Source organism: Pantoea latae, from assembly GCF_002077695.1.
GTDB classification, from domain to species: Bacteria; Pseudomonadota; Gammaproteobacteria; order Enterobacterales; family Enterobacteriaceae; genus Pantoea; species Pantoea latae.
The window spans coordinates 128,308-153,058 of the sequence record NZ_MWUE01000022.1; the positions used below are offsets into that span (position 1 = coordinate 128,308).

At 60.1% G+C, this 24,751-nt stretch carries 21 protein-coding genes; 16 read left to right on the forward strand and 5 right to left on the reverse strand.

Features of this window, described 5'->3' with window-relative positions:
• Nucleotides 1–233: 233 nt before the first annotated feature.
• From B2J69_RS14620 to B2J69_RS14685, 14 genes are all read left to right on the forward strand, one after another.
• The gene (locus B2J69_RS14620; RefSeq protein WP_081140387.1) at nucleotides 234–671 is read left to right on the forward strand and encodes an NADH-quinone oxidoreductase subunit A; all 438 of its coding nucleotides are present in this window, start codon (nucleotides 234–236) and stop codon (nucleotides 669–671) included.
• A gap of 15 nt (nucleotides 672–686) precedes the next feature.
• Complete coding sequence (locus tag B2J69_RS14625) at nucleotides 687–1,364, forward strand: NuoB/complex I 20 kDa subunit family protein (protein WP_081140389.1); 678 nt, start codon at nucleotides 687–689, stop codon at nucleotides 1,362–1,364.
• A 117-nt stretch (nucleotides 1,365–1,481) separates the two neighbouring features.
• Nucleotides 1,482–3,281, forward strand: a complete 1,800-nt coding sequence (gene nuoC / locus B2J69_RS14630; RefSeq protein ID WP_081140390.1) for an NADH-quinone oxidoreductase subunit C/D — start codon at nucleotides 1,482–1,484, stop codon at nucleotides 3,279–3,281.
• A 2-nt stretch (nucleotides 3,282–3,283) separates the two neighbouring features.
• Nucleotides 3,284–3,799, forward strand: coding sequence for an NADH-quinone oxidoreductase subunit NuoE (gene nuoE, locus B2J69_RS14635; RefSeq protein ID WP_081140392.1), 516 nt, complete (start codon nucleotides 3,284–3,286; stop codon nucleotides 3,797–3,799).
• A 2-nt stretch (nucleotides 3,800–3,801) separates the two neighbouring features.
• Nucleotides 3,802–5,142 carry an NADH-quinone oxidoreductase subunit NuoF gene (gene nuoF, locus B2J69_RS14640; RefSeq protein ID WP_174580914.1) on the forward strand — a complete coding sequence of 447 codons (1,341 nt, stop codon included), beginning with the start codon at nucleotides 3,802–3,804 and terminating at the stop codon, nucleotides 5,140–5,142.
• A gap of 105 nt (nucleotides 5,143–5,247) precedes the next feature.
• Entirely contained in the window at nucleotides 5,248–7,971 is a 2,724-nt protein-coding gene (gene nuoG, locus B2J69_RS14645; protein WP_081140394.1) for an NADH-quinone oxidoreductase subunit NuoG, read from the forward strand.
• Nucleotides 7,968–8,945, forward strand: coding sequence for an NADH-quinone oxidoreductase subunit NuoH (nuoH, locus tag B2J69_RS14650; protein ID WP_033750471.1), 978 nt, complete (start codon nucleotides 7,968–7,970; stop codon nucleotides 8,943–8,945). Before nuoG ends, nuoH begins: the two co-directional genes overlap by 4 nt.
• A 12-nt stretch (nucleotides 8,946–8,957) precedes the next feature.
• Nucleotides 8,958–9,500 carry an NADH-quinone oxidoreductase subunit NuoI gene (gene nuoI, locus B2J69_RS14655; RefSeq protein WP_033750468.1) on the forward strand — a complete coding sequence of 181 codons (543 nt, stop codon included), beginning with the start codon at nucleotides 8,958–8,960 and terminating at the stop codon, nucleotides 9,498–9,500.
• 10 nt (nucleotides 9,501–9,510) lie between these two features.
• Nucleotides 9,511–10,050 carry an NADH-quinone oxidoreductase subunit J gene (gene nuoJ / locus B2J69_RS14660; protein ID WP_081140395.1) on the forward strand — a complete coding sequence of 180 codons (540 nt, stop codon included), beginning with the start codon at nucleotides 9,511–9,513 and terminating at the stop codon, nucleotides 10,048–10,050.
• A complete protein-coding gene (gene nuoK / locus B2J69_RS14665) occupies nucleotides 10,047–10,349 on the forward strand; it encodes an NADH-quinone oxidoreductase subunit NuoK (RefSeq protein WP_013509877.1) in 303 nt (100 codons plus the stop codon). The genes nuoJ and nuoK overlap by 4 nt, the downstream gene beginning before the upstream one ends.
• Complete coding sequence (gene nuoL / locus B2J69_RS14670) at nucleotides 10,346–12,181, forward strand: NADH-quinone oxidoreductase subunit L (RefSeq protein ID WP_081140396.1); 1,836 nt, start codon at nucleotides 10,346–10,348, stop codon at nucleotides 12,179–12,181. Before nuoK ends, nuoL begins: the two co-directional genes overlap by 4 nt.
• Before the next feature lie 141 nt (nucleotides 12,182–12,322).
• Entirely contained in the window at nucleotides 12,323–13,843 is a 1,521-nt protein-coding gene (gene nuoM, locus B2J69_RS14675) for an NADH-quinone oxidoreductase subunit M (protein WP_081140397.1), read from the forward strand.
• Nucleotides 13,844–13,849: 6 nt separating this feature from the next.
• Entirely contained in the window at nucleotides 13,850–15,307 is a 1,458-nt protein-coding gene (gene nuoN / locus B2J69_RS14680; RefSeq protein ID WP_081140398.1) for an NADH-quinone oxidoreductase subunit NuoN, read from the forward strand.
• Between the two features lie 63 nt (nucleotides 15,308–15,370).
• Nucleotides 15,371–15,820: a GNAT family N-acetyltransferase gene (locus tag B2J69_RS14685; protein ID WP_081140399.1), complete on the forward strand. Its 450-nt coding sequence runs from the start codon at nucleotides 15,371–15,373 to the stop codon at nucleotides 15,818–15,820.
• Nucleotides 15,821–15,859: 39 nt separating this feature from the next.
• On the opposite strand, the gene B2J69_RS14690 is transcribed toward B2J69_RS14685, so the two are convergent.
• On the reverse strand, nucleotides 15,860–17,518 hold the full coding sequence (locus B2J69_RS14690; RefSeq protein WP_081140400.1) for a glucan biosynthesis protein D: 1,659 nt from the start codon (nucleotides 17,516–17,518) through the stop codon (nucleotides 15,860–15,862).
• Nucleotides 17,519–17,791: 273 nt separating this feature from the next.
• Here B2J69_RS14690 and elaB point away from each other — a divergent pair, with 273 nt between their 5' ends.
• A complete protein-coding gene (gene elaB, locus B2J69_RS14695; protein WP_033750444.1) occupies nucleotides 17,792–18,103 on the forward strand; it encodes a stress response protein ElaB in 312 nt (103 codons plus the stop codon).
• Between the two features lie 164 nt (nucleotides 18,104–18,267).
• Nucleotides 18,268–19,464: a nicotinamide mononucleotide deamidase-related protein YfaY gene (locus B2J69_RS14700; RefSeq protein ID WP_081140401.1), complete on the forward strand. Its 1,197-nt coding sequence runs from the start codon at nucleotides 18,268–18,270 to the stop codon at nucleotides 19,462–19,464.
• Between the two features lie 265 nt (nucleotides 19,465–19,729).
• On the opposite strand, the gene yfaE is transcribed toward B2J69_RS14700, so the two are convergent.
• From yfaE to ubiG, 4 genes are all read right to left on the reverse strand, one after another.
• Entirely contained in the window at nucleotides 19,730–19,990 is a 261-nt protein-coding gene (yfaE, locus tag B2J69_RS14705) for a class I ribonucleotide reductase maintenance protein YfaE (RefSeq protein WP_081140402.1), read from the reverse strand.
• Nucleotides 19,991–19,992: 2 nt separating this feature from the next.
• The gene (gene nrdB, locus B2J69_RS14710; RefSeq protein WP_081140403.1) at nucleotides 19,993–21,123 is read right to left on the reverse strand and encodes a class Ia ribonucleoside-diphosphate reductase subunit beta; all 1,131 of its coding nucleotides are present in this window, start codon (nucleotides 21,121–21,123) and stop codon (nucleotides 19,993–19,995) included.
• 77 nt (nucleotides 21,124–21,200) lie between these two features.
• On the reverse strand, nucleotides 21,201–23,486 hold the full coding sequence (nrdA, locus tag B2J69_RS14715) for a class 1a ribonucleoside-diphosphate reductase subunit alpha (protein WP_081140404.1): 2,286 nt from the start codon (nucleotides 23,484–23,486) through the stop codon (nucleotides 21,201–21,203).
• A gap of 384 nt (nucleotides 23,487–23,870) precedes the next feature.
• The gene (gene ubiG / locus B2J69_RS14720; RefSeq protein ID WP_081140405.1) at nucleotides 23,871–24,599 is read right to left on the reverse strand and encodes a bifunctional 2-polyprenyl-6-hydroxyphenol methylase/3-demethylubiquinol 3-O-methyltransferase UbiG; all 729 of its coding nucleotides are present in this window, start codon (nucleotides 24,597–24,599) and stop codon (nucleotides 23,871–23,873) included.
• Nucleotides 24,600–24,751: the final 152 nt, after the last annotated feature.

Sequence of the window (24,751 nt, forward strand, 5' to 3'; positions counted from 1 at the left end):
CGCATCATATGTTAAAATTTTGATGCGCGTGTAAAATAATGTTTGGATACTTTTGTCAAAGTTGACAAAAGGTTATAGAAAGGAGTAAAAAACCCCATAAAATTGCTGCCTAATTGATAAAGACAGCATAATTTATCAGGTTTTTTTGTCCTTCCCTTGAATCGATGTGGTGCGTTTGCTGCAAGTGACCCGCGCAGGATGCCATCGCCACTTTTGATGAGTAAGCAAAGAGTATGTCAACAGCCACCGAAGTCGTCGCTCATCACTGGGCGTTTATCATATTTGTCATCATCGCTTTCGGCCTTTGCGCCTTTATGCTCACCGGAGGATGGCTCTTAGGCGGCCGCGCTCGCGCGCGTCATAAAGAGACCCCATTCGAATCCGGCATCGAATCCGTCGGCGACACCCATATCCGCCTGTCGGCGAAGTTCTACCTCGTCGCGATGTTCTTCGTCATCTTCGACGTAGAAGCGCTCTTTTTATACGCATGGGCGACCTCTATCCGCGAAAGCGGCTGGGTCGGCTTTGTGGAAGCCGCAATTTTCATTTTGGTGCTCCTGGCGGGGCTGGTCTATCTGGTGCGTATCGGCGCGCTGGACTGGGCGCCTGCACGCCGCCGCGTGGTGGTCAAATCCAACCCGATCGGTCACACCAACCCTCATAAGCAGTAAAAGCGAGGCAATCTGATGGACTATACGCTCACCCGCATAGACCCGAACGGCGGCGATAACGACCGTTACCCGCTGCAAAAACAGGAGATCGTTGCCGATCCCCTTGAGCAGCACGTTCATCGCAGCGTCTACATGGGCAAGCTCGAGCATGCGCTGCACGACATGGTGAACTGGGGCCGCAAGAACTCTCTGTGGCCCTATAACTTCGGTCTGTCCTGCTGCTACGTAGAGATGACCACCTCTTTCACCGCTGTGCATGACGTGGCGCGTTTCGGTGCGGAAGTCATGCGCGCCTCGCCGCGTCAGGCGGACTTTATGGTGATCGCCGGTACGCCCTTTACCAAAATGGCGCCGGTGATCCAGCGTCTGTATGACCAGATGCTGGAGCCGAAGTGGGTGATCTCCATGGGCGCCTGCGCCAACTCCGGCGGCATGTACGACATCTATTCCGTGGTGCAGGGCGTCGACAAGTTCCTGCCGGTCGATGTCTATATTCCCGGCTGCCCGCCGCGCCCGGAAGCCTATATGCAGGCGCTGCTGCTGCTGCGCGAGTCAATTGGCAAAGAGCGCCGCCCGCTGTCGTGGGTGGTGGGCGATCAGGGCGTTTATCGCGCCAATATGCAGTCGGAACGCGAAAGAAAACGCGGCGAGCGCATCGCCGTCACCAATCTTCGCACCCCTGACGAAGTGTAAGAACACCGTACATGGATGGATTCCAGGCCCGCAGCAAAACATCACAATTTAATGCGCGGCCCCATCCTGACGCCTTCTTTTGAGTGCCTGGCGACAGGCCGGAATGGTGAGTAACGTATGACAGATTTAACCACGCACGATCTCGCTCAGCCTGCATGGCAAACCCGGGATCACCTGGATGACCCGGTGATCGGCGAGCTGCGTAACCGTTTTGGGCCGGATGCCTTTACCGTTCAGCCGACCCGCACTGGTATTCCCGTGGTATGGGTCAAGCGCGAACAGCTGCTGGACATCGTGACCTTCCTGCGCAAGCTGCCGAAGCCGTACATCATGCTCTATGACCTGCATGGCATGGACGAGCGTTTGCGCACCCACCGCGCCGGTTTGCCCGCCGCGGATTTCTCGGTGTTCTACCATTTCCTGTCGATCGAACGTAACCGCGACATCATGCTCAAGGTGGCGCTGTTTGAGAACGACATGCATCTGCCGACGCTGACCAAAATCTTCCCCAACGCCAACTGGTACGAGCGCGAAACCTGGGAGATGTTCGGCGTCACGTTCGACGGTCACCCGCACCTGACGCGCATCATGATGCCGCAGACCTGGGAAGGGCATCCGCTGCGTAAAGACTACCCGGCGCGCGCCACCGAGTTCGATCCCTTTACGCTGACCAAACAGAAAGAAGATCTGGAGATGGAGGCGCTGACCTTCAAGCCGGAAGACTGGGGCATGAAGCGCAGCACCACCAGCGAGGACTTTATGTTCCTCAACCTGGGGCCGAACCACCCGTCGGCGCACGGTGCGTTCCGCATTATCCTGCAGCTGGACGGCGAAGAGATCGTCGACTGCGTGCCGGATATCGGCTACCACCATCGCGGCGCGGAAAAGATGGGCGAGCGCCAGTCATGGCACAGCTACATTCCCTATACCGACCGCGTGGAGTATCTTGGCGGCTGCGTCAACGAAATGCCTTACGTGCTGGCGGTGGAAAAGCTGGCCGGCATCGTGGTGCCGGACCGCGTCAACGTGATCCGCGTGATGCTCTCCGAGCTGTTCCGCATCAACAGCCATCTGCTCTATATCTCGACCTTTATTCAGGACGTCGGCGCGATGACGCCGGTGTTCTTCGCCTTTACCGATCGCCAGAAGATCTATGACGTGGTTGAAGCCATCACCGGCTTCCGCATGCACCCGGCCTGGTTCCGCATCGGCGGCGTGGCGCACGATCTGCCGAAGGGCTGGGAGCGCCTGCTGCGCGACTTCCTCGACTGGATGCCGAAGCGTCTGAAAGAGTATGACAAAGCCGCGCTGCGCAACAGCGTGCTGGTTGGCCGTTCCAAAGGCGTCGCCGCCTACAACATGGACGAAGCGCTGGCCTGGGGCACCACCGGCGCTGCGCTGCGCGCCACCGGCCTGGACTTCGACGTGCGCAAATGGCGTCCCTACTCAGGCTATGAAAACTTCGACTTCGAGATCCCGGTCGGCGCCGGCATCAGCGACGCCTACACCCGCGTTCAGCTGAAGATGGAAGAGATGTGGCAGTCGCTGCGTATTCTTGAGCAGTGCCTGAACAATATGCCGGAAGGGCCGTTTAAAGCCGATCATCCGCTGACCACGCCGCCGCCGAAAGAGCGGACGCTGCAGCATATCGAAACGCTGATCACCCACTTCCTGCAGGTTTCCTGGGGCCCGGTGATGCCGGCCAACGAATCCTTCCAGATGATTGAAGCGACCAAAGGGATCAACAGCTACTACCTGACCAGCGACGGCAGCACCATGAGCTACCGCACCCGCGTGCGCACGCCGAGCTTCCCGCACCTGCAGCAGATCCCGTCGGTGATCCGCGGCAGCCTGGTATCCGACCTGATCGTTTACCTCGGTAGTATCGATTTTGTTATGTCAGACGTGGACCGCTAATTATGCACGATCAAAAAATTGCCATTCATACGATCGACCCAACTGAGGTCTTCGTGCTGAGCGCGGAAGAGCATCACGCCATCGAGCACGAAAAACACCACTATGAAGATGCGCGCGCGGCGTCGATTGAAGCGCTGAAGATCGTGCAGAAGCAGCGCGGCTGGGTGCCGGACGGCGCCATCAACGCCATTGCAGAGGTGCTGGGCATTCCGGCCAGCGACGTCGAAGGCGTCGCCACGTTCTACAGCCAGATTTTCCGTCAGCCGGTCGGCCGTCACGTCATTCGCTACTGCGACAGCGTGGTGTGCCACATCACCGGCTATCAGGGCATCCAGGCGGCGCTGGAGCAGAACCTGAACATCAAACCGGGCCAGACCACGGCGGACGGCCGCTTTACGCTGCTGCCGACCTGCTGTCTGGGCAACTGCGACAAAGGGCCGACCATGATGGTGGATGAAGATACCCACGTTCATCTGACGCCGGAAGGCATCGCCTCGCTACTGGAGCAGTATCAATGACCATCAAGCAGATCATTCGTACTGCGGAAACGCATCCGCTGACCTGGCGCATGCGCGACGACCAGCAGCCGGTGTGGTTCGAAGAGTACCGCAGTAAAAACGGCTATGCCGGCGCGGAAAAGGCGCTCAACGGCATGGCGCCGGACGAAATCGTCGCGGCGGTAAAAGATTCCGGCCTGAAAGGGCGCGGCGGCGCGGGCTTCTCCACCGGTCTGAAGTGGAGCCTGATGCCGAAAGACGAATCCATGAACATCCGCTACCTGCTGTGCAACGCCGATGAGATGGAGCCGGGCACCTATAAAGACCGCCAGCTGATGGAGCAGATGCCGCATCAGCTGGTGGAAGGTATGCTGATCAGCGCCTTCGCCCTGAAGGCCTATCGCGGCTACATCTTCCTGCGCGGCGAGTATATCGAAGCGGCGGTGAACCTGCGTCGCGCCATCGCGGAAGCGACTGAAGCGGGCTTCCTCGGCAAAAATATTCTCGGCACCGGCTTCGACTTCGAGCTGATCGTGCACACCGGCGCGGGCCGCTATATCTGCGGCGAAGAGACGGCGCTGATTAACTCGCTGGAAGGGCGTCGCGCCAACCCGCGCTCTAAGCCGCCTTTCCCGGCGAGCGCCGGCGCATGGGGCAAGCCAACCTGCGTCAATAACGTGGAAACGCTCTCTAACGTCCCGGCGATCCTCGCCAACGGCGTCGAGTGGTACAAAGGCCTGTCGAAAAGCGAAGACGCCGGCACCAAGATGATGGGCTTCTCCGGCCGCGTGAAAAATCCCGGCGTGTGGGAGCTGCCGTTCGGCATTACCGCGCGCGAGATTCTGGAAGATTACGCCGGCGGCATGCGCGACGGTCTGCGCTTTAAAGCCTGGCAGCCGGGCGGCGCGGGCACCGACTTCCTTACCGAACAGCACCTCGATCTGCCGATGGAGTTCGCCAGCATCGGCAAGGCGGGCAGCCGTCTCGGCACCGCGCTGGCGATGGCGGTCGACCATGAGATCAACATGGTGTCGCTGGTGCGCAACCTGGAAGAGTTCTTCGCGCGCGAATCCTGCGGCTGGTGTACGCCATGCCGTGACGGCCTGCCGTGGAGCGTCAAGATCCTGCGCGCGCTGGAGCAGGGCAAAGGGCAGCCGGGCGATATCGAAACCCTGCTGCAGCTTTGCCGCCAGCTCGGTCCGGGTAAGACCTTCTGCGCCCATGCGCCTGGCGCGGTCGAGCCGCTGCAGAGCGCGATTAAATATTTCCGTGAAGAGTTTGAAGCCGGCATGGCGCCGCAGGTCTTCGGCAATACCCGAGCAATCAGCGGTATTCAGCCCAACCTGCTGAAAGCGCGCTGGTAATTCGCCGCAGCATACGGAAACGGCCCTGCGCCGCTGCCCCGGATCCTCGGGGCAAGAATATGATTAACGCTCGTCCTCGACGAGCCTTACGGAAGCATGTTCACTATGGCTACAATCCATGTAGACGGTAAAGAATATGATGTGAACGGAGCGGACAACCTGCTGCAGGCGTGTCTCTCTCTGGGCCTTGATATTCCTTATTTTTGCTGGCATCCGGCGCTGGGAAGCGTTGGGGCTTGCCGCCAGTGCGCGGTGAAGCAATTCCAGAATGCCGAAGATACCCGCGGCCGTCTCGTCATGTCCTGCATGACGCCGGCCTCCGACGGCACCTTTATCTCTATCGACGACGGCGAAGCGAAAGAATTTCGCGAAAGCGTGGTGGAGTGGCTAATGACCAACCACCCGCACGACTGCCCGGTGTGCGAAGAGGGCGGCAACTGTCACCTGCAGGATATGACGGTGATGACCGGCCACAGCTTCCGCCGCTATCGCTTTACCAAGCGTACCCACCAGAATCAGGATCTCGGCCCGTTTATCTCCCATGAGATGAACCGCTGCATCGCCTGCTATCGCTGCGTGCGCTACTACAAAGATTACGCCGACGGCAAAGATCTGGGCGTCTACGGTGCCCACGACAACGTCTACTTCGGCCGTCCGGAAGAGGGCACGCTGGAGAGCGAATTCTCCGGCAACCTGGTGGAGATCTGCCCGACCGGCGTCTTCACCGATAAAACCCACTCCGAGCGTTACAACCGTAAATGGGACATGCAGTTCGCGCCGAGCATCTGCCAGCAGTGCAGCGTCGGCTGCAACACCAGCCCTGGCGAGCGCTACGGCGAGCTACGCCGCATCGAAAACCGCTACAACGGCACGGTGAACCACTACTTCCTGTGCGATCGCGGCCGTTTCGGCTACGGCTACGTCAACCGTGCCGATCGCCCGCGTCATCCGATGCAGCTGCGCGGCAACGACTGGGTGCAGCTTAATGCGGAGCAGGCGGTCAACGCCGCCGCCGACACGCTGCGCCAGGCGAAGCGCGTCATCGGCATCGGCTCGCCGCGCGCCAGCGTCGAGAGCAACTTCGCCCTGCGCGAGCTGGTCGGCGCAGACAATTTCTCCACCGGCATGCCAGCGGGCGAGCAGGCGCGTCTGGAGCTGATGCTTAAAGTGCTGCGCGAAAGCGGTATCTACACGCCGTCGCTGCGCGAAATGGAAAGCTACGACGCGGTGCTGGTGCTGGGCGAGGATCTGACCCAGGTCGGCGCACGCGTGGCGCTCTCTGTGCGTCAGGCGGTCAAAGGCAAGGCGCGCGACATGGCTGCGGCGCAGAAAGTCGCCGACTGGCAGATCGCCGCAATTATGAATATCGGTCAGCACGCCAAACATCCGCTGTTCGTGACCAACGTCGACGAAACCCGTCTCGATGATATCGCCGCGTGGAGCTATCGCGCGCCGGTAGAAGACCAGGCGCGTCTCGGCTTCGCTATCGCCAGCGCGCTGGATGAATCTGCGCCTGCGGTCAGCGACTTCGACCGCAGCCTGAACGGCAAGCTGGACGTGGTGGTGCAGGCGCTGGCCGGCGCGAAAAAACCGCTGATTATCTCCGGCACCCATTCGGGCAGCACGGCGATGATTGAAGCAGCGGCCAACGTCGCCAAAGCGCTGAAGGCGCGCGGCGCCGACGTCGGCATTACGCTGCTGGCCGGCGCGGCGAACAGCATGGGTCTGGGGCTGATGGGCGGCAACACGCTCGACAGCGCGCTGGAGCAGCTGCGCAACGGCGAGGCGGACACGGTGGTGGTGCTGGAGAACGATCTCTATCGCCACGCGCCGAAAGCGCAGGTCGACGCCGCGCTGGCGAACGCCGCCAACGTGATTGTGGTCGATCATCAGCGCACCGCCACGCTGGAGAAAGCGGGCCTGGTGCTCTCCACTGCCAGCTTCGCCGAAAGCGACGGCACCTCGATAAACCACGAAGGCCGCGCGCAGCGCTTCTTCCAGGTTTACGATCCCGCCTACTACGACCACAGCATCGTGATGCTGGAGAGCTGGCGCTGGCTGCACTCGCTGCACAGCGCGCTGGAAAGCCGTCATATCGACTGGACGCAGCTCGATCACGTTATCGACGCCGTGGTGGCGAAGCTGCCGCAGCTGAGTGGCATCAAAGAGGCGGCACCGGACGCCAGCTTCCGCATTCGTGGCCAGAAACTGGCGCGTTCGCCCATCCGCTCCAGCGGCCGTACCGCCGCGCGCGCCAATATCAGCGTGCACGAGCCGCGTCAGCCGCAGGATAAAGACACCATGTTTGCCTTCTCGATGGAAGGCAACAACCAGCCGAGCGCGCCGCGTTCGCAGATCCCGTTCGCCTGGGCGCCGGGCTGGAACTCACCGCAGGCGTGGAACAAATTCCAGGCTGAAGTGGGCGGCAAGCTGCGCAACGGCGATCCGGGCGTGCGTCTGTTTGACGCGGGCGACGCCTCGCTGCCGTGGTTTACCCAGGTGCCGACCGCCTTTGTCGGCGGCGAGCAGTGGCGCGTCGCGCCTTACTACCAGCTGTTCGGCAGTGAAGAGATGACTCAGCGTTCGCCGGTGTTCCAGAAGCGCATGCCGCAGCCGATGCTGGTGATCAGCCAGCAGGACGCGGCGAAGCTGGGCGTCAACGAAGGCGCGGCGGTGGAGTTCAGCTGTTCAGGCGAGACCCTGCGTCTGCCAGTGCGCTTCTCCAGCGCGCTGCAGCCGGGACAGATCGGCCTGCCGCTGGGCATGCCGGGCGTGCCGCCGTTCCTGGCGGGCGCGCACATTGACAAACTGCAGGAGGCGGCGCAATGAGCTGGTTAACACCGGACGTTATCGACATCATTCTGACCGTGGTGAAGGCGATCGTCATTCTGCTGGTGGTGGTGGCGTGCGGCGCCTTTATGAGCTTCGCCGAACGTCGCCTGCTCGGCCTGTGGCAGAACCGCTACGGCCCGAACCGCGTGGGCTGGGGCGGTTCGCTGCAGCTGGCGGCAGATATGATCAAAATGTTCTTTAAAGAGGACTGGGTGCCGCCCTTTACCGACCGCTTTATCTTTACTCTGGCGCCGGTGATCGCGTTCGTCTCTCTGCTGCTGGCGTTCGCCATCGTGCCGGTGTCACCGAGCTGGATGGTGACCGACCTGAATATCGGGCTGCTGTTCTTCCTGATGATGGCGGGCCTGGCGGTCTATGCGGTGCTGTTCGCCGGCTGGTCGAGCAACAACAAATACTCGCTGCTGGGCGCGATGCGCGCCTCTGCGCAGACGCTGAGCTACGAGGTGTTTCTCGGTCTGTCGCTGATGGGCGTGGTGGCGCAGGCGGGGTCATTTAACATGACCGCTATCGTCGAGAGCCAGGCGCATCTGTGGAACATCATCCCGCAGTTCTTCGGCTTCCTCACCTTCTGCATCGCAGGCGTGGCGGTGTGTCACCGTCATCCCTTCGACCAGCCGGAAGCGGAGCAGGAGCTGGCGGACGGCTACCACATCGAATACGCCGGCATGAAGTTCGGCCTGTTCTTCGTCGGCGAATATGTGGCGATCACCACCGTTTCGGCGCTGATCGTGACGCTGTTCTTCGGCGGCTGGCAGGGGCCGTTCCTGCCGCCGTTCATCTGGTTCGCCCTGAAAACGGCGTTCTTTATGGTGATGTTTATCCTGATTCGTGCTGCGCTCCCGCGTCCACGCTATGACCAGGTGCTGTCGTTCGGCTGGAAGGTCTGTCTGCCGTTGACGCTGTTGAACCTGCTGGCGACCGCCGCAGTGATTCTGTACAACGCGCAGTAAGGGGTTTTTGAGATGACTTTAAAAGATATTGTCGTTGGCTTCGGCACGACAGTGCGCAGTATCTGGATGATCGGCATGCACGCCTTCGCCAAGCGCGAAACCCAGATGTATCCGGAAGAGCCGGTCTATCTGCCGCCGCGCTATCGCGGCCGTATCGTGCTGACGCGCGATCCGGACGGCGAAGAGCGCTGCGTCGCCTGTAACCTCTGCGCGGTCGCCTGCCCGGTCAGCTGTATCTCGCTGCAGAAAGCGGAAACCAAAGATGGCCGCTGGTATCCGGAGTTCTTCCGCATCAACTTCTCACGCTGCATTTTCTGCGGGATGTGCGAAGAGGCGTGTCCGACCACGGCGATCCAGCTAACGCCCGATTTCGAACTGGGCGAATTTAAGCGCCAGGATCTGGTGTATGAGAAAGAGGATCTGCTGATCTCCGGCCCGGGCAAATACCCCGAGTACAACTTCTACCGCATGGCAGGCATGGCGATCGAAGGGAAAGAGAAGGGCGACGCGGAAAACGAAGCCAAACCTATCGACGTCAAAGGCTTGTTGCCTTAAGGAGCCCGGCATGGAAATTGCGTTTTATCTTTGCGGACTGGTGGCGGTGCTGACGACGCTGCGCGTGATCACCCACACCAATCCGGTGCATGCGCTGCTGTATCTGATCGTGTCGCTGCTCTCTGTCGCGGGCGTCTTTTTCTCGCTCGGCGCCTACTTCGCCGGCGCGCTGGAGATCATCGTCTACGCCGGCGCCATTATGGTGCTGTTCGTCTTCGTGGTGATGATGCTTAACCTGGGCAACGCCACCGTGAAGCAGGAGCGCGACTGGCTGCAGCCGTCGCTGTGGATTGGGCCGGGCATCGTGTCGCTGCTGCTGCTGGTGGTGATGGTCTACGCCATTATGACCGCTAACGATCAGGGCATCGACGGCACGGTGATCGACGCCAAAGCGGTCGGCATCAGCCTGTTCGGGCCGTACGTGCTGGCGGTGGAACTCGCCTCGATGCTGCTGCTGGCGGGCCTGGTGGTGGCGTTCCACGTCGGACGCGAAGAGCGTCAGGGCGAAGTGCTGAGCAATCGTGACGCCAATAAGGAGGAGCACGCATGATCCCGTTACAACACGGCTTAATTCTGGCCGCCGTGCTGTTTGTCCTTGGACTGACATCACTGGTGCTGCGGCGCAACCTGCTGTTTATGCTGATCGGCCTGGAAATTATGATTAACGCGGCCGCGCTGGCGCTGGTCGTCGCGGGCAGCTACTGGGGCCAGGCGGACGGACAGGTGATGTATATCCTGGCGATCAGCCTGGCGGCGGCGGAAGCCAGCATCGGCCTGGCGCTGCTGCTCCAGCTCTATCGTCGTCGTCAGACGCTGAACATTGATACTGTGAGCGAGATGCGCGGATGAATCTTCTCTACTTAACAATCCTGTTTCCGCTAATCGGCTTTCTGCTGTTGGCGTTTTCCCGTGGTCGCTGGTCGGAGAACCTGTCGGCCGCGATCGGCATGGGCTCGGTGGGCCTGGCGGCGCTGGTGACGCTCTATGTCGGCATCGACTTTTTCGCCAACGGCCAGCAGCCCTTTACCCAGGCGCTCTGGACCTGGATGCAGGTCGGCAACTTCGACATCAAAGTCAACCTGACGCTGGACGGCCTGTCGCTGACCATGCTGTCGGTGGTGACCGGCGTCGGCTTCCTGATCCATATGTTCGCCTCCTGGTATATGCGCGGCGAAGAGGGCTACTCGCGCTTCTTCGCCTACACCAACCTGTTCATCGCGAGCATGGTGGTGCTGGTGCTGGCCGACAACCTGATGCTGATGTATCTCGGCTGGGAAGGGGTAGGGCTCTGCTCCTATCTGCTGATCGGCTTCTACTACAGCAATCCGGAAAACGGCAAAGCGGCGATGAAGGCCTTTATCATCACCCGCGTCGGCGACGTCTTCCTCGCCTTTGCGCTGTTTATCCTCTACAACGAGCTGGGCACGCTTAACTTCCGCGAGATGATGGAACTGGCGCCGCAGCACTTTGCGGCGGACAACCATATGCTGCAGTGGGCGACGCTGATGCTGCTGGGCGGCGCGGTCGGTAAATCGGCGCAGCTGCCGCTGCAGACCTGGCTGGCGGACGCGATGGCGGGCCCGACCCCGGTGTCGGCGCTGATCCACGCGGCAACCATGGTGACGGCGGGCGTCTACCTGATCGCCCGCAGCCACGGCCTGTTCCTGCTGACCCCGGACGTGCTGCATCTGGTGGGCATCGTCGGCGCGATTACCCTGGTGCTGGCGGGCTTCGCCGCGCTGGTGCAGACCGATATCAAGCGCGTGCTGGCCTATTCGACCATGAGCCAGATCGGCTACATGTTCCTGGCGCTCGGCGTGCAGGCGTGGGACGCGGCGATTTTTCACCTGATGACCCACGCCTTCTTTAAAGCGCTACTGTTCCTCTCGTCGGGTTCGGTGATCCTCGCCTGCCACCATGAGCAGAACATCTTCAAGATGGGCGGCCTGCGGAAAAGCATTCCGCTGGTCTACGCCTGCTTCCTGGTGGGCGGCGCCGCGCTGGCTGCGCTGCCGCTGATTACCGCGGGCTTCTACAGTAAAGATGAGATCCTGTTCGGCGCGCTGGCGAACGGCCACATCAATCTGATGGCGGCGGGTCTGGTGGGCGCCTTCCTGACATCCATCTATACCTTCCGCATGATCTTCATCGTGTTCCACGGCGAAGAGAAGATCCACGCCCACGCGGGCAAAGGCATTACTCATCATCTGCCGCTGATTGTGCTGCTGGTGCTGTCGACCTTCGTCGGCGCGCTGATTACGCCGCCGCTGGCGGGCGTGCTGCCGCACAGCGAAACGGGCGAAGCGGGCAAGGTCGGACTGGAGATCGCCTCTGGCGTGGTCGCCGTGGTCGGCATCCTGATCGCCGCCGCACTCTGGCTGGGCAAACGTCAGCTGGTCAGCCGCGTCGCCAACAGCGCGCCGGGCCGTTTCTTCGGCACCTGGTGGTTCGCCGCCTGGGGCTTCGACTGGCTGTACGACAAGGTATTCGTCAAACCCTATCTCGGCATCGCCTGGCTACTGCAGCGCGACCCGCTGAATGGCGTGATGAACCTGCCTGCACTGGTGTCGCGTATCGCCAATAAAGGCCTGGTGGTCAGCGAAAACGGCTATCTGCGCTGGTATGTCGCCTCGATGAGCATTGGCGCCGTGGTAGTGCTGGCGCTGATGCTGGTGGTTTAAGGTTGATGAGCGGGGCGGCTCGGCAGTCGCCCCTGGTCAAGAATGTTAAAAATTGCCTGATATGAGGGTGTTATCGGCGCAGTCCGCTGCAAGGCGGCACGCAAGATAGCCTGAACAAAGGCAGAAAAAAGGGAAAACCCAGTGCTATTACCTTGGCTAATAATCATTCCATTCGTCGGCGGCTTACTTTGCTGGCTGGCTGAGCGTCTCGGCGCGAAAACGCCGCGCTGGATAGCCCTGATCACCATGGGCCTGACGCTGGCGCTTTCGCTGCAGCTCTGGCTGCAGGGCGGCTATACACTGACGCAGGCGGCGGGTATGCCGCAGTGGCAGTCGGAGTTCTCTGCGGCCTGGATCCCGCGCTTCGGCATCAGTTTCCATCTGGCGCTGGACGGCCTGTCGCTGCTGATGGTGGTGCTGACCGGCCTGCTTGGCCTGATGGCAGTGCTCTGCTCCTGGAACGAGATCGAGAAGTATCAGGGCTTTTTCCACCTTAACCTGATGTGGATCCTTGGCGGCGTGATCGGCGTCTTCCTCGCCATCGACATGTTCCTGTTCTTCTTCTTCTGGGAAATGATGCTGGTGCCGATGTACTTCCTCATCGCGCTCTGGGGTCATAAGGCGTCTGACGGTAAAACTCGTATCACCGCCGCCACCAAGTTCTTCATCTATACCCAGTCCTCGGGGCTGGTGATGCTGATTGCGATTCTGGCGCTGGTGTTTGTGCACTACAACGCTACCGGCGTCTGGACGTTCAACTACGAACAGCTGCTGAAAACGCCGATGTCGCATACGGTGGAATATCTGCTGATGCTCGGCTTCTTTATCGCCTTCGCGGTCAAAATGCCGGTGGTGCCGCTGCACGGCTGGCTGCCTGACGCGCACAGCCAGGCCCCAACCGCCGGCTCGGTGGATCTGGCGGGCATCCTGCTGAAAACCGCGGCCTACGGCCTGCTGCGCTTCAGCCTGCCGCTGTTTCCCAACGCCTCGGCAGAGTTTGCGCCGATCGCCATGTGGCTGGGCATTATCGGTATCTTCTACGGCGCGTGGATGGCCTTCTCGCAGACCGACATCAAGCGCCTGATCGCCTACACCTCGATTTCGCACATGGGCTTCGTGCTGATTGCCATCTACACCGGCAGCCAGCTCGCGTTCCAGGGCGCGGTGGTGCAGATGATCGCCCACGGCCTCTCCGCCGCGGCGCTGTTTATTCTGTGCGGCCAGCTCTATGAGCGTCTGCACACGCGTGATATGCGTCAGATGGGCGGCCTCTGGTCGCGCATTAAGTGGATCCCTGGCCTGTCGCTCTTTTTCGCGGTGGCCAACCTCGGGATGCCGGGCACCGGCAACTTCGCGGGCGAGTTTATGATCCTGACGGGCAGTTTCCAGGTGGTGCCGGTGATTATCGTCATCGCCACCTTTGGGCTGGTGTTCGCCTCGGTTTACTCGCTGATTATGATGCAGCGCGCCTATTACGGCGAAGCGAAATCGAAAGATCCGCTGCCGGGCATGTCGCCGCGTGAGTTCACGATGATCATGGTGCTGGTGGTCCTGCTGGTGCTGCTGGGGGTTTACCCGCAGCCGATTCTGGATACCTCCCATGCCGCGATGAGCAATATTCAGCAGTGGTTTACCGCTTCAATTTCAACTACAAGGCCGTAATTCGCCATGACAATAACTTTTCAACAATTGATCGCGTTGCTGCCGCTGTTGATCGTCGGATTGACGGTGGTGGTTGTGATGCTGTCCATTGCCTGGCGACGCAACCACTTTGTTAACGCCACGCTGACGGTCATCGGTTTGAACCTGGCGCTGGTTTCGCTCTGGTTTGTGGCGCAGGCGGGCGCAATGGACGTGACGCCGCTGCTGCGGGTCGACCCTTACGCGGTGTTCTATACCGCGCTGGTGATCCTCGCGAGTCTGGCGACCTGTACCTTTGCCTATCCCTGGCTGGCTGGTTTCCCGGACAACAAGGATGAGTTCTACCTGCTGGTGCTGATCGCCACGCTGGGCGGCATCGTGCTGGCAAGCGCCAATCATCTGGCGTCGCTGTTTATCGGCGTTGAGCTGCTGTCGCTGCCGCTGTTCGGCATGATCGGCTACGCCTTCCGCCAGAAACGCTCGCTGGAAGCGGCGCTGAAATATACCATTCTGTCGGCGGCCGCCTCGTCGTTCCTGCTGTTCGGCATCGCGCTGATCTATGCCGACTCCGGCAGCCTGAGCTTTGTGAAGCTGGGCGAGAGCCTGAACGACACCATGATCCAGCAGCCGCTTTTGCTGGTGGGTCTGGGCATGATGATTATCGGTCTTGGCTTTAAGCTGTCGCTGGTGCCATTCCATCTCTGGACGCCGGACGTCTATCAGGGCGCGCCTGCGCCGGTGTCGACCTTCCTCGCCACCGCCAGCAAGATCGCCATTTTCGGCGTGATCATGCGTCTGTTTATGTACGCGCCGCTGACCGACAGCGAGGCGGTGCGCACCGTGCTGGGGCTGATCGCCTTTGTGTCGATCCTGTTCGGCAACCTGATGGCAATTTCGCAGAGCAACATCAAGCGTCTGCTGGGCTACTCCTCGATTGCCCATCTCGGTTATCTGCTGGTGGCGCTAATTGCGGTGAAAACCCATGAGCTGTCGCTGGAGACCGCAGGCGTTTACCTGGCGGGCTACCTGTTCAGCAGCCTCGGCGCGTTTGGCGTGGTCAGCCTGATGTCCAGCCCGTACCGCGGCCCGGACGCCGATTCGCTTTACTCCTATCGCGGCCTGTTCTGGCACCGTCCGGTGCTGTCGGCGGTGATGACGGTGATGATGCTGTCGCTGGCCGGCATCCCGATGACGCTTGGTTTTATCGGCAAGTTCTATGTCATCGCGTCGGGCGTTAACGCGCAGCTGTGGTGGCTGACGGCCGCCGTGGTTGTCGGCAGTGCCATCGGTCTTTACTACTATCTGCGCGTGACCGTGAGCCTCTACCTCAGCCCGCCGGAGCTGCATACGCGCGACACGCCGGCTAACTGGGCGTTTACCGCCGGCGGCGTGGTGGTGCTGATCTCCGCGATTCTGGTGCTGCTGCTCGGCGTCTATCCGCAGCCGCTGATTACGCTGGTGCAGATGGCGCAGCCGCTGATGTAAACTCGATTGACCCTTGTGAAATCAGGCCCACGGGCCTGATTTTTTTTGCCTTCAGGAGAGCCTATGGATATCAGCTGGCAGGACCGGCACCACAGCGAACTGAGCGCGCCGCAGCTCTATGCGCTGCTGGCGCTGCGCTGCGACGTGTTTATCGTTGAGCAGAACTGTCCCTATCTGGACGTGGACGGTCAGGATCTGGTGGCGGATAACCGCCATATTCTGGGGATGCGCGGCGACGAGCTGGTGGCCTACGCGCGTATTCTGACGCCAGCGGACGCAACCGCGCCGGTGGCGATCGGGCGTGTTATCGTCTCTGCCAGCGCGCGCGGTTTGAATCTCGGCAACCGGCTAATGGAGCAGGCGCTGCGCAGCTGCGAGCAGCACTGGCCGGGGCGCGGGGTTTATCTGTCGGCGCAGGCGCACCTGCAGGATTTTTATGGCCGCCTCGGTTTTCAGGCAGTCGGCGAGATCTATCTGGAAGACAATATTCCGCATATTGAGATGCGCAAATAAAAACGGCGAGCTAAAAGGCTCGCCGCTTTTCTTTCTCTTTTAGCCCGGCGTCATCTGCCGGTCATCAACATATTTACGCTGATCCGCCGGCGGCGGGAAATACTGATAGAGCCAGGTTTCGCTCAGGGTTTCATCTTTGGTGCGCAGGAACAGACGCATCTCCACCGGCGTGGTGGCGTCGCTGTCTGGATACCAGTCGAACAGGATGCGATAGCCGTTCATCGGCTCGACGTAGAGGATTTCCACCTGCTTAAAGGTGCCGGAGGAGAGGGTGATCACCGGTTCGATGCCCTTCGGCGCGGCCGCTTTCAGATCGCCGCCGACGAAATCGATGGCGAAACGACGGCACCATGTATCCGGGAAATGCTCGCCCGGCGCCCAGCCCTCCGGGAAACCGCCAATACCGGTGCGGGTGGCGTCAACGCGCGCCAGACCGCTGCGCACCGGCGGCAGACCGCTCCAGTAGAGCTTATAGGCGAAGCTGAACTCGCTGCCCGCCTTGATCGGCTCGGCCGGCTGCCAGAAGCAGACGATATTATCCAGCGTCTCGCCGGTGGTCGGGATCTCCATCAGGTTAATGGCGCCTTTGCCCCATTTGCCCACTGGCTCGACCCACAGGCTGGGACGTTTGTCATACCAGCCGATCACGTCCTGATAATCTTTGAAATCATGGTTAAGCTGCAGCAGACCGAAGCCGCGTGGGTTCTCATCCTGATAGGCGTTGAACTGCAGCTTCTGCGGGTTGTTGAGCGGGCGCGCGATCCACTCGCCGCTGCCGCTCCACATCGCCAGCCGATCGGAGTCGTGGATCTGCGGATGATAGGTGTTGCACATGCGGCGCTCGTTGGTGCCGCAGCTGAACATGCTGGTCATTGGCGCGATGCCGAGCTGGCGAATCGCTTTGCGCGCATAGAGATGGTTCTCCACCTCCATCACCACGCGGTTCGCCTCGCAGTGAATGGTGAACTTGTAGGCGCCGGTGATGCTGGCGCCATCCAGCAGGGCGTAGGCGATAAAGGTGGTGTCGTCCGCTTTCGGCGTTTCAAACCAGAAGGCGGTGAAGTCAGGAAACTCTTCGCTGCCGTTGCTGAAGGTGTTGACCGCCACGCCGCGTGCGGAGAGACCGTACTGATAGGTGTCATCCACGGCGCGGAAGTAGCTGGCGCCGAGAAAGGAGACGATATCGCGGCGCGCCAGCTCCGGTTTTTTAAAGGCGCGAAAGCCGGCGAAGCCGAGATCGGTTTTGCCCACCAGCTGCTGGGTATCGACCTTCGCGTTGTTATAGTTGAACAGCTCCGGACGGAAGTGGATCTCACGCGCCTCGCGGCTGTCGGCGTCGACGGAGAACATGCGGATGCGGCGCTTAAAGCCCATGCCGACGTGGAAGAACTGCACGTCAAGCTGGCGATCCGGGATGTTGTTCCACAGCGAGTGACCGGCGTCGTACTGAATTTCGTTGTACGCCTGCGGCGTCAGCGTTGCCAGCGTCTCTGGCAGCGCGCCCGGCGCGCCGCCCCACGGCTGTTTCGCCAGCGCGGCGGCTTTCTTTTTCAGCACCTCGAAATCGAAGCGCACGGCGGCACCGTCTGCAATGCCATCTTCTGCCCAGGCGGATTGCGCAAACAGCGTGGACAGGCCTGTCATGCCGCTGACGGCGGAAAAGGCCATTGACGCTTTCATAAACATTCTTCGATTCATGCCAGAAATTATTCCTTAGCGTTCGAGTGTGTTGTGACTGTCCTGCTCTGCGCACAGGCGATCCAAAAGCGCAGATAACAGCAGGGTACGACAGTCCGGTAAGTGAAAAATTCAGTCCGCCTTAAATTTATCAGATTAATCAAGACGCCTCGCGACTTTCGCATCGGGTCGCGTCAGGGGGAAACTCAGCACAATCCTGGTGGAACCGACCTGCAAACGGCGATTTAGCCGCTATAGTTAAGAGACTGCTTTGTAAATGACACGGAGGAAATGATGGTTAAAGAGACAGAAGCTTTCGACACCAATCTGGATGATGATTTGGCGCTGCTGACGGAGACCCTGGAAGAGGTGTTGAAGTCATCGGGCGATCCGACCGATCAGAAGTACATCGAGCTGAAAACCAAAGCGGAGCAGGCGCTGGAAGACGTGAAATCCCGCGTTAGCCAGGCCTCTGACAGCTACTACTACCGCGCAAAAAACGTCGCCTATCGCGCCGACGATTACGTGCATGAGAAACCCTGGCAGGGTATCGGTATCGGCGCTGCCGCCGGTCTGGTGCTCGGTCTGTTGCTGGCGCGCCGCTAAGGCGCGTCGCTGAAAACGGCGGGGCTCTCCCGCCGTTTGTTTTTTCCCTCTTTTTTCCCACTCCCGTAAGGCCCTCTCTCCCTTAATGCGAAAAGCGCAGGATTGTGTTGAGTTTACGCAGCGCGCTTCCTACAGTAGATCGACGGACAAAAGGAGATGAACACGTGATAAGAGTCGAGATGTTGTCTACAGGAGATGAGGTGCTGCACGGCCAAATCGTCGATACCAATGCCGCCTGGCTGGCGGATGTGCTGTTTCAACATGGTCTGCCGATGAGCAGCCGCAGCACGGTGGGTGATTCGCTGTCGTCGCTGGTGGAGACGCTACAGGCGCGCAGTCAGGTGGCTGATGTGCTGATTGTCAACGGCGGGCTTGGCCCGACCAGCGACGATCTCAGCGCGCTGGCGGCGGCGCAGGCGAGCGGCGTCGAGCTGGAGCTGCATCAGGCGTGGCTGGATAACATCGAGGCGTGGTTCGCCAGTCGCGGGCGCGTGATGGCGGCCAGCAACCGCAAGCAGGCGGAGATCCCCGCCAATGCCGAGATGCTCGACAACCCGGTTGGCACCGCCTGCGGCTTTGCGCTGCGGCTGAATCGCTGCTGGATCTTTTTCACGCCTGGCGTGCCGTCGGAATTTAAGGTGATGGTAGAGCAGCAGATCCTGCCGCGCCTGAAGCAGCAGTTCGAGCTGCCGGAGCCGCCGCTCTGCTTGCGCCTGACCACCTTTGGTCGCGGCGAGAGCGATATCGCCGCCGAGCTGGAGCCGCTGGCACTGCCGGAAGGCGTGGTGATGGGCTATCGCTCGTCGATGCCGATTATCGAAATTAAGCTGACCGGCCCAGCCAGCCAGCGCGTGGCGATGGAGCAGGTGTGGCAGCAGGTGCGTCTGCTGCTGGCGGAGTGCACCATTTTCGAAGGCACCGAAGGGCTGCCGGCGCTGCTGGCGCGCGAGCTGGATCAGCGCGGCTTCCGTCTGGCGCTGAGCGAGCAGTACACCGCCGGTTTGCTGCACTGGCAGCTGGCGGCGGCGGAGGTGCCGATGAGCGCGGCGGAGATCCTCCCGGCGCATCAGGAAGGGCTGGAGGAGCAGGTGCAGCGCACGCGCGCGCTGGCGGCGCAGCAGGGCACGGTGCTGGCGCTGTCGACCGGATCGCTGGAAGAGGGCGAAGTTTCGCTGGCGCTGCATACGCCGGAAGCGAGCTGGGGTCAGCGGGTGAAGTTTACCCACGGTCGCCATAATCTGGAGACGCGGCAGAAGGTGGTGGCGATGATGGCGATGAATATGCTGCGTCGCTGGCTGCACGGCAGCGAAGTCAGCACCGGCCACGGCTGGATTGACGTGCTGGAGTCGGTGAAGCTGTAAAACAGGGTAGCGGAGGCGTCTGTCGCTTCGTGAGCCCACGCGGAAGGCAGGAAGCGATCGCAAAGACGCAAAAAGCGGCATCCATGCCAGCTCGGCCCGCGCCGATACGCACCTCATCCCTGAGGTGCGCCCGTTACCGGGCCAACGCGCTGCGTTGTTCAAAAACGCTCCCGGCGTTTTTGTCCCTGGCGCGGGACGCTTTGCTCTTCGCTTCCTGCCTTCCGCGTTTTGACTATTGCGTGGTCTGTGAGAGCAAAGAAGCCAGCTACAGCTCGATTTCAATCTCGCCCTTTGCCAGACAGCAGCAGGGCAAAATCTCGCCCTGCTGCACGAACGCCAGCGGCGTTTCGGCATAGTGCACTTCGCCCTTCAGCAGCCGCGTGCGGCATGAACCGCAGTAGCCTTCGCGGCACTGAAACTCCACGCACAGATTGTGCGCTTCCAGCGTCGTCAGCAGGTTAGGGTGATGCTCTGCGCACTCCAGCCGCTGGCCGGAGCTGCGCAGGATAACAACGGCACGGCTCATACTTACAGCTGGAAGTCGTTGAAGTCGTCTTCGCCCACTTCAGAGTCGATCTGACCCACCAGATAGGAACTCACTTCCACTTCCTGCGGCGCCACCTGCACGTTGTCCGACACCAGCCAGGAGTTGATCCACGGAATCGGGTTAGAGCGCGTCTGGAACGGCAGATCCAGGCCCACCGCCTGCATGCGGATATTGGTGATGTACTCGATGTACTGGCAGAGAATATCTTTGTTCAGGCCGATCATCGAACCGCCGCTGAACAGATACTCCGCCCACTCTTTCTCCTGCTCGGCTGCCTTCTTGAACAGGTCGAAACACTCTTCGCGACACTCGGCGGCGATCTCTTTCATCTCTGGATCGTCTTCGCCGGTGCGCATCAGGTTCAGCATATGCTGGGTGCCGGTCAGGTGCAGCGCTTCATCGCGCGCAATCAGGCGGATAATCTTGGCGTTGCCCTCCATCAGCTCGCGCTCGGCGAAGGCGAAAGAGCAGGCAAAGCTGACGTAGAAGCGGATCGCCTCCAGCGCATTGACGCTCATCAGGCAGATATAGAGCTGCTTTTTCAGCGCGCGCACGCTAACGGTGACGCTTTTGCCGTTAACCTGATGGGTGCCTTCGCCCAGCAGATGCCAGTAGTTGGTCATCTCGATCAGATCGTCGTAGTACTTCGAGATATCCTGCGCGCGCGCGAGGATCTGCTCGTTGGTCACGATATCGTCGAACACCAGCGACGGATCGTTAACGATATTACGAATGATATGGGTGTAAGAGCGCGAGTGGATGGTCTCGGAGAAGGCCCATGTCTCGACCCATGTTTCCAGCTCGGGAATCGAGATCAGCGGCAGCAGCGCAACGTTCGGGCTGCGGCCCTGAATCGAGTCGAGCAGCGTCTGATACTTCAGGTTGCTGATAAAGATGTGCTTCTCATGCTCTGGCAGCGCCTGATAGTCGATGCGGTCGCGCGACACGTCCACCTCTTCCGGACGCCAGAAGAAAGAGAGCTGCTTCTCGATCAGCTTTTCAAAAATGTCATACTTCTGCTGGTCGAAGCGCGCCACGTTGACGGACTGACCAAAGAACATCGGCTCTTTCAGCTGATCGTTTTTATTCTGTGAGAACGTTGTGTAAGCCATGAAACTGTCCAAATGTAGACGGGGCGCAGCGCGGCCCCGTGAAATGACGCAGGCGGGAGACGCGCTCCCGCCCAACCTTAAATCTTACAAGCGCCGCTTTCGCAACCGTCATCCTGAATAGAAGGCGCCAGATCGTCCTGCGCGTCTTCCGCACCGTCGCGGGTGTTTTGATAGTAGAGCGTCTTCACGCCGAACTTGTACGCGGTCAGCAGATCTTTCAGCAGCTGCTTCATCGGCACCTTGCCGTTGGCGAAGCGCGACGGATCGTAGTTGGTGTTAGAGGAGATCGCCTGATCGATAAACTTCTGCATCACGCCGACCAGCTGCAGATAACCGTCGTTGGACGGCATTTCCCACAGCAGCTCGTACTGATCCTTCAGACGCTCATACTCCGGCACCACCTGACGCAGAATGCCGTCTTTCGAGGCTTTGATGCTGATATGGCCGCGCGGCGGCTCAATGCCGTTGGTGGCGTTGGAGATCTGCGACGAGGTCTCAGACGGCATCAGCGCAGAAAGCGTGGAGTTGCGCAGACCGTGCGTCTTGATCGACTCGCGCAGGCCGTCCCAGTCCAGGTGCAGCGGCTCGTTGCAGATGGTGTCGAGATCCTTTTTATAGGTATCGATCGGCATAATGCCCTGCGAGTAGGTGGTTTCGTTGAACCACGGGCAGGCGCCTTGTTCTTTCGCCAGCTCGTTAGAGGCTTTCAGCAGGTAGTACTGGATCGCTTCGAACGTTCTGTGCGTCAGGTTGTTGGCGCTGCCGTCGGAATAGCGCACGCCGTTCTTCGCCAGATAGTAGGCGAAGTTGATCACGCCGATGCCCAGGGTGCGACGGCCCATCGCGCCGCGTTTTGCCGCCGGAATCGGGTAGTCCTGATAGTCGAGCAGGGCGTCGAGCGCGCGCACCGCCAGGGTCGCCAGCTCTTCCAGATCGTCCAGGCTCTCAATGGCGCCGAGGTTGAACGCCGACAGCGTACAGAGGGCGATTTCGCCGTTCTCGTCGTTGACGTCTTCCAGCGGTTTGGTCGGCAGCGCAATCTCCAGACAGAGGTTGGACTGGCGCACCGGCGCGATGCTGGCGTCGAACGGGCTGTGGGTGTTGCAGTGGTCGACGTTCTGAATGTAGATACGGCCGGTAGAGGCGCGCTCCTGCATCATCAGCGAGAAGAGATCGACCGCTTTCACGCGCTGTTTGCGGATGCTGTCGTCCTGCTCATATTTGGTATAGAGGCGCTCGAACTCTTCCTGATCGGCGAAGAAGGCGTCGTAGAGGCCAGGCACATCGGACGGGCTGAACAAGGTGATCTCTTCACCCTTCAGCAGGCGCTGATACATCAGCTTGTTGATCTGCACGCCGTAGTCCATGTGACGCACGCGGTTGCCTTCGACGCCGCGGTTGTTCTTCAGCACCAGCAGGCTTTCCACTTCCAGATGCCACATCGGGTAGAACAGCGTCGCCGCACCGCCGCGCACGCCACCCTGCGAGCAGGATTTCACCGCGGTCTGGAAATGCTTATAGAACGGGATACAGCCGGTGTGGAACGCTTCGCCGCCGCGGATCGGGCTGCCCAGCGCGCGAATGCGGCCGGCGTTGATGCCGATACCGGCGCGCTGCGACACATACTTCACGATGGCGCTGGAGGTAGCGTTGATGGAGTCGAGGCTGTCGCCGCACTCGATCAGCACGCAGGAGCTGAACTGGCGCGTCGGGGTGCGCACGCCGGACATGATCGGCGTCGGCAGCGAAATCTTAAAGGTAGAAATCGCGTCGTAGAAGCGCTTGATGTAGTCCATGCGCGTGTCGCGCGGATAGCCGGAGAAGAGGCAGGCGGCGACCAGAATATAGAGGAACTGCGCGCTCTCGTAGATATCGCCGGTGACGCGGTTCTGCGCCAGGTACTTGCCTTCCAGCTGTTTCACCGCCGCGTAGGAGAAGTTCATATCGCGCCAGTGGTCGATAAAGCCGTCCATCTGCTCGAACTCTTCAACGCTGTAGTCTTCCAGCAGGTGATGGTCATATTTGCCCATCTCTACCATGCGCACCACCTGATCGTAGAGCTTCGGCGGCTCGAACTGGCCGTAGGCTTTTTTACGCAGGTGGAAGATCGCCAGGCGAGCCGCGAGGTATTGATAGTCCGGCGCATCGCGCGAGATCAGGTCTGCTGCGGCCTTGATGATGGTTTCATGAATATCAGAGGTTCTGATGCCATCATAAAACTGGATATGGGAGCGCAGTTCGACCTGGGAAACCGAGACGTTATTCAGCCCTTCAGCGGCCCAGTCGAGTACCCGGTGAATTTTATCGAGATCAATGCGTTCCTGGCGGCCATCGCGTTTAGTGACGAGCAGACTTTGATTCATGTCGCGTTATACCATCCGTAAGTGAAAAAGAGTCCCCTGTTTATTCACAGGGTTATTCAATGTGAATAATTCTGTGGATAAACACTATATGTTGGGGGTTGGGAGAGATTTGGTAACAATATGGAGGTTATTTTAGTGACCTGCTGGCGGTTAACAAGACCCAAAAAGTAGATTTAAATCTTGAAATTTCGGAGCGAATTGATAACCCCGCGACTTATAAGGCTCAATCAGCTGTCAACAGTTTTTAGGAATAATTCTGTGTTTTGACCAACCGCTGATTTTTCATTCAGGCTGCTTTTTTTCACGTCAATGGACTGGCGCATCCGCTATTTTAGTTATAGCGCGACGCGCCGCATGGCTAATGCTTGCAAGCGCGCCAGCGCGTTACTTTTTAACGTGGCGGGTATGCACCATATAGTTCACATCGACACCGCGCCCCAGTCGGAACTGGTTGGTCAGCGGGTTGTAGTGCAGGCCGATAATGTGCTGCTCGCGCAGCGCGGTTTCATCAACCCAGCCCAGCAGCTCGGACGGGCGGATAAACTTTTTCACGTCGTGCGTGCCGCGCGGCACCATGCGCAGCACGTACTCCGCGCCGAATACCGCCATCAGCCAGGCCTTCGGGTTGCGGTTGATGGTAGAGAAAAACACCTCGCCGCCCGGCTTCACCAGACGCGCGCAGGCGTGCACCACGGAACGCGGATCCGGCACATGCTCCAGCATCTCCATACAGGTCACCACGTCATACTGACCGGCGAACGCCTCGGCGTGATCTTCTACCGTCTGCTGCACGTAGTCGAGCGTCACGCCGTTCTCCTCGGCGTGCAGGCGCGCCACCTGCAGCGGTTCAGCGCCCATATCGAGTCCGGTGACCTGCGCTCCTTCGCGCGCCATGCTCTCCGCCAGGATGCCGCCGCCGCAGCCGACGTCCAGCACTTTCTTGCCGAACAAGCCGTTGCTGTGCTGCGCGATAAAGCCCAGACGCAGCGGGTTGATGCGGTGCAGAGGTTTGAATTCCCCCTCCAGATCCCACCAGCGCGACGCGACGGCCTCAAACTTAGCAATTTCCTGCGCATCGACGTTGGGCTGCGTTTCCTGCGGTTGTGCATTCATTGAATCATTACTCCAGACAAAATGTTGACTGAGTATAAACGCTTATTGCCTTCGGGCGCACCTTTCCGGCGCGAGGAAAAGCGCGTGAAAACGGTGGTTAACGTTCACCAGCGGGCCGGGGTGTGATATACTTTCGCACCTTTAAAATCCGG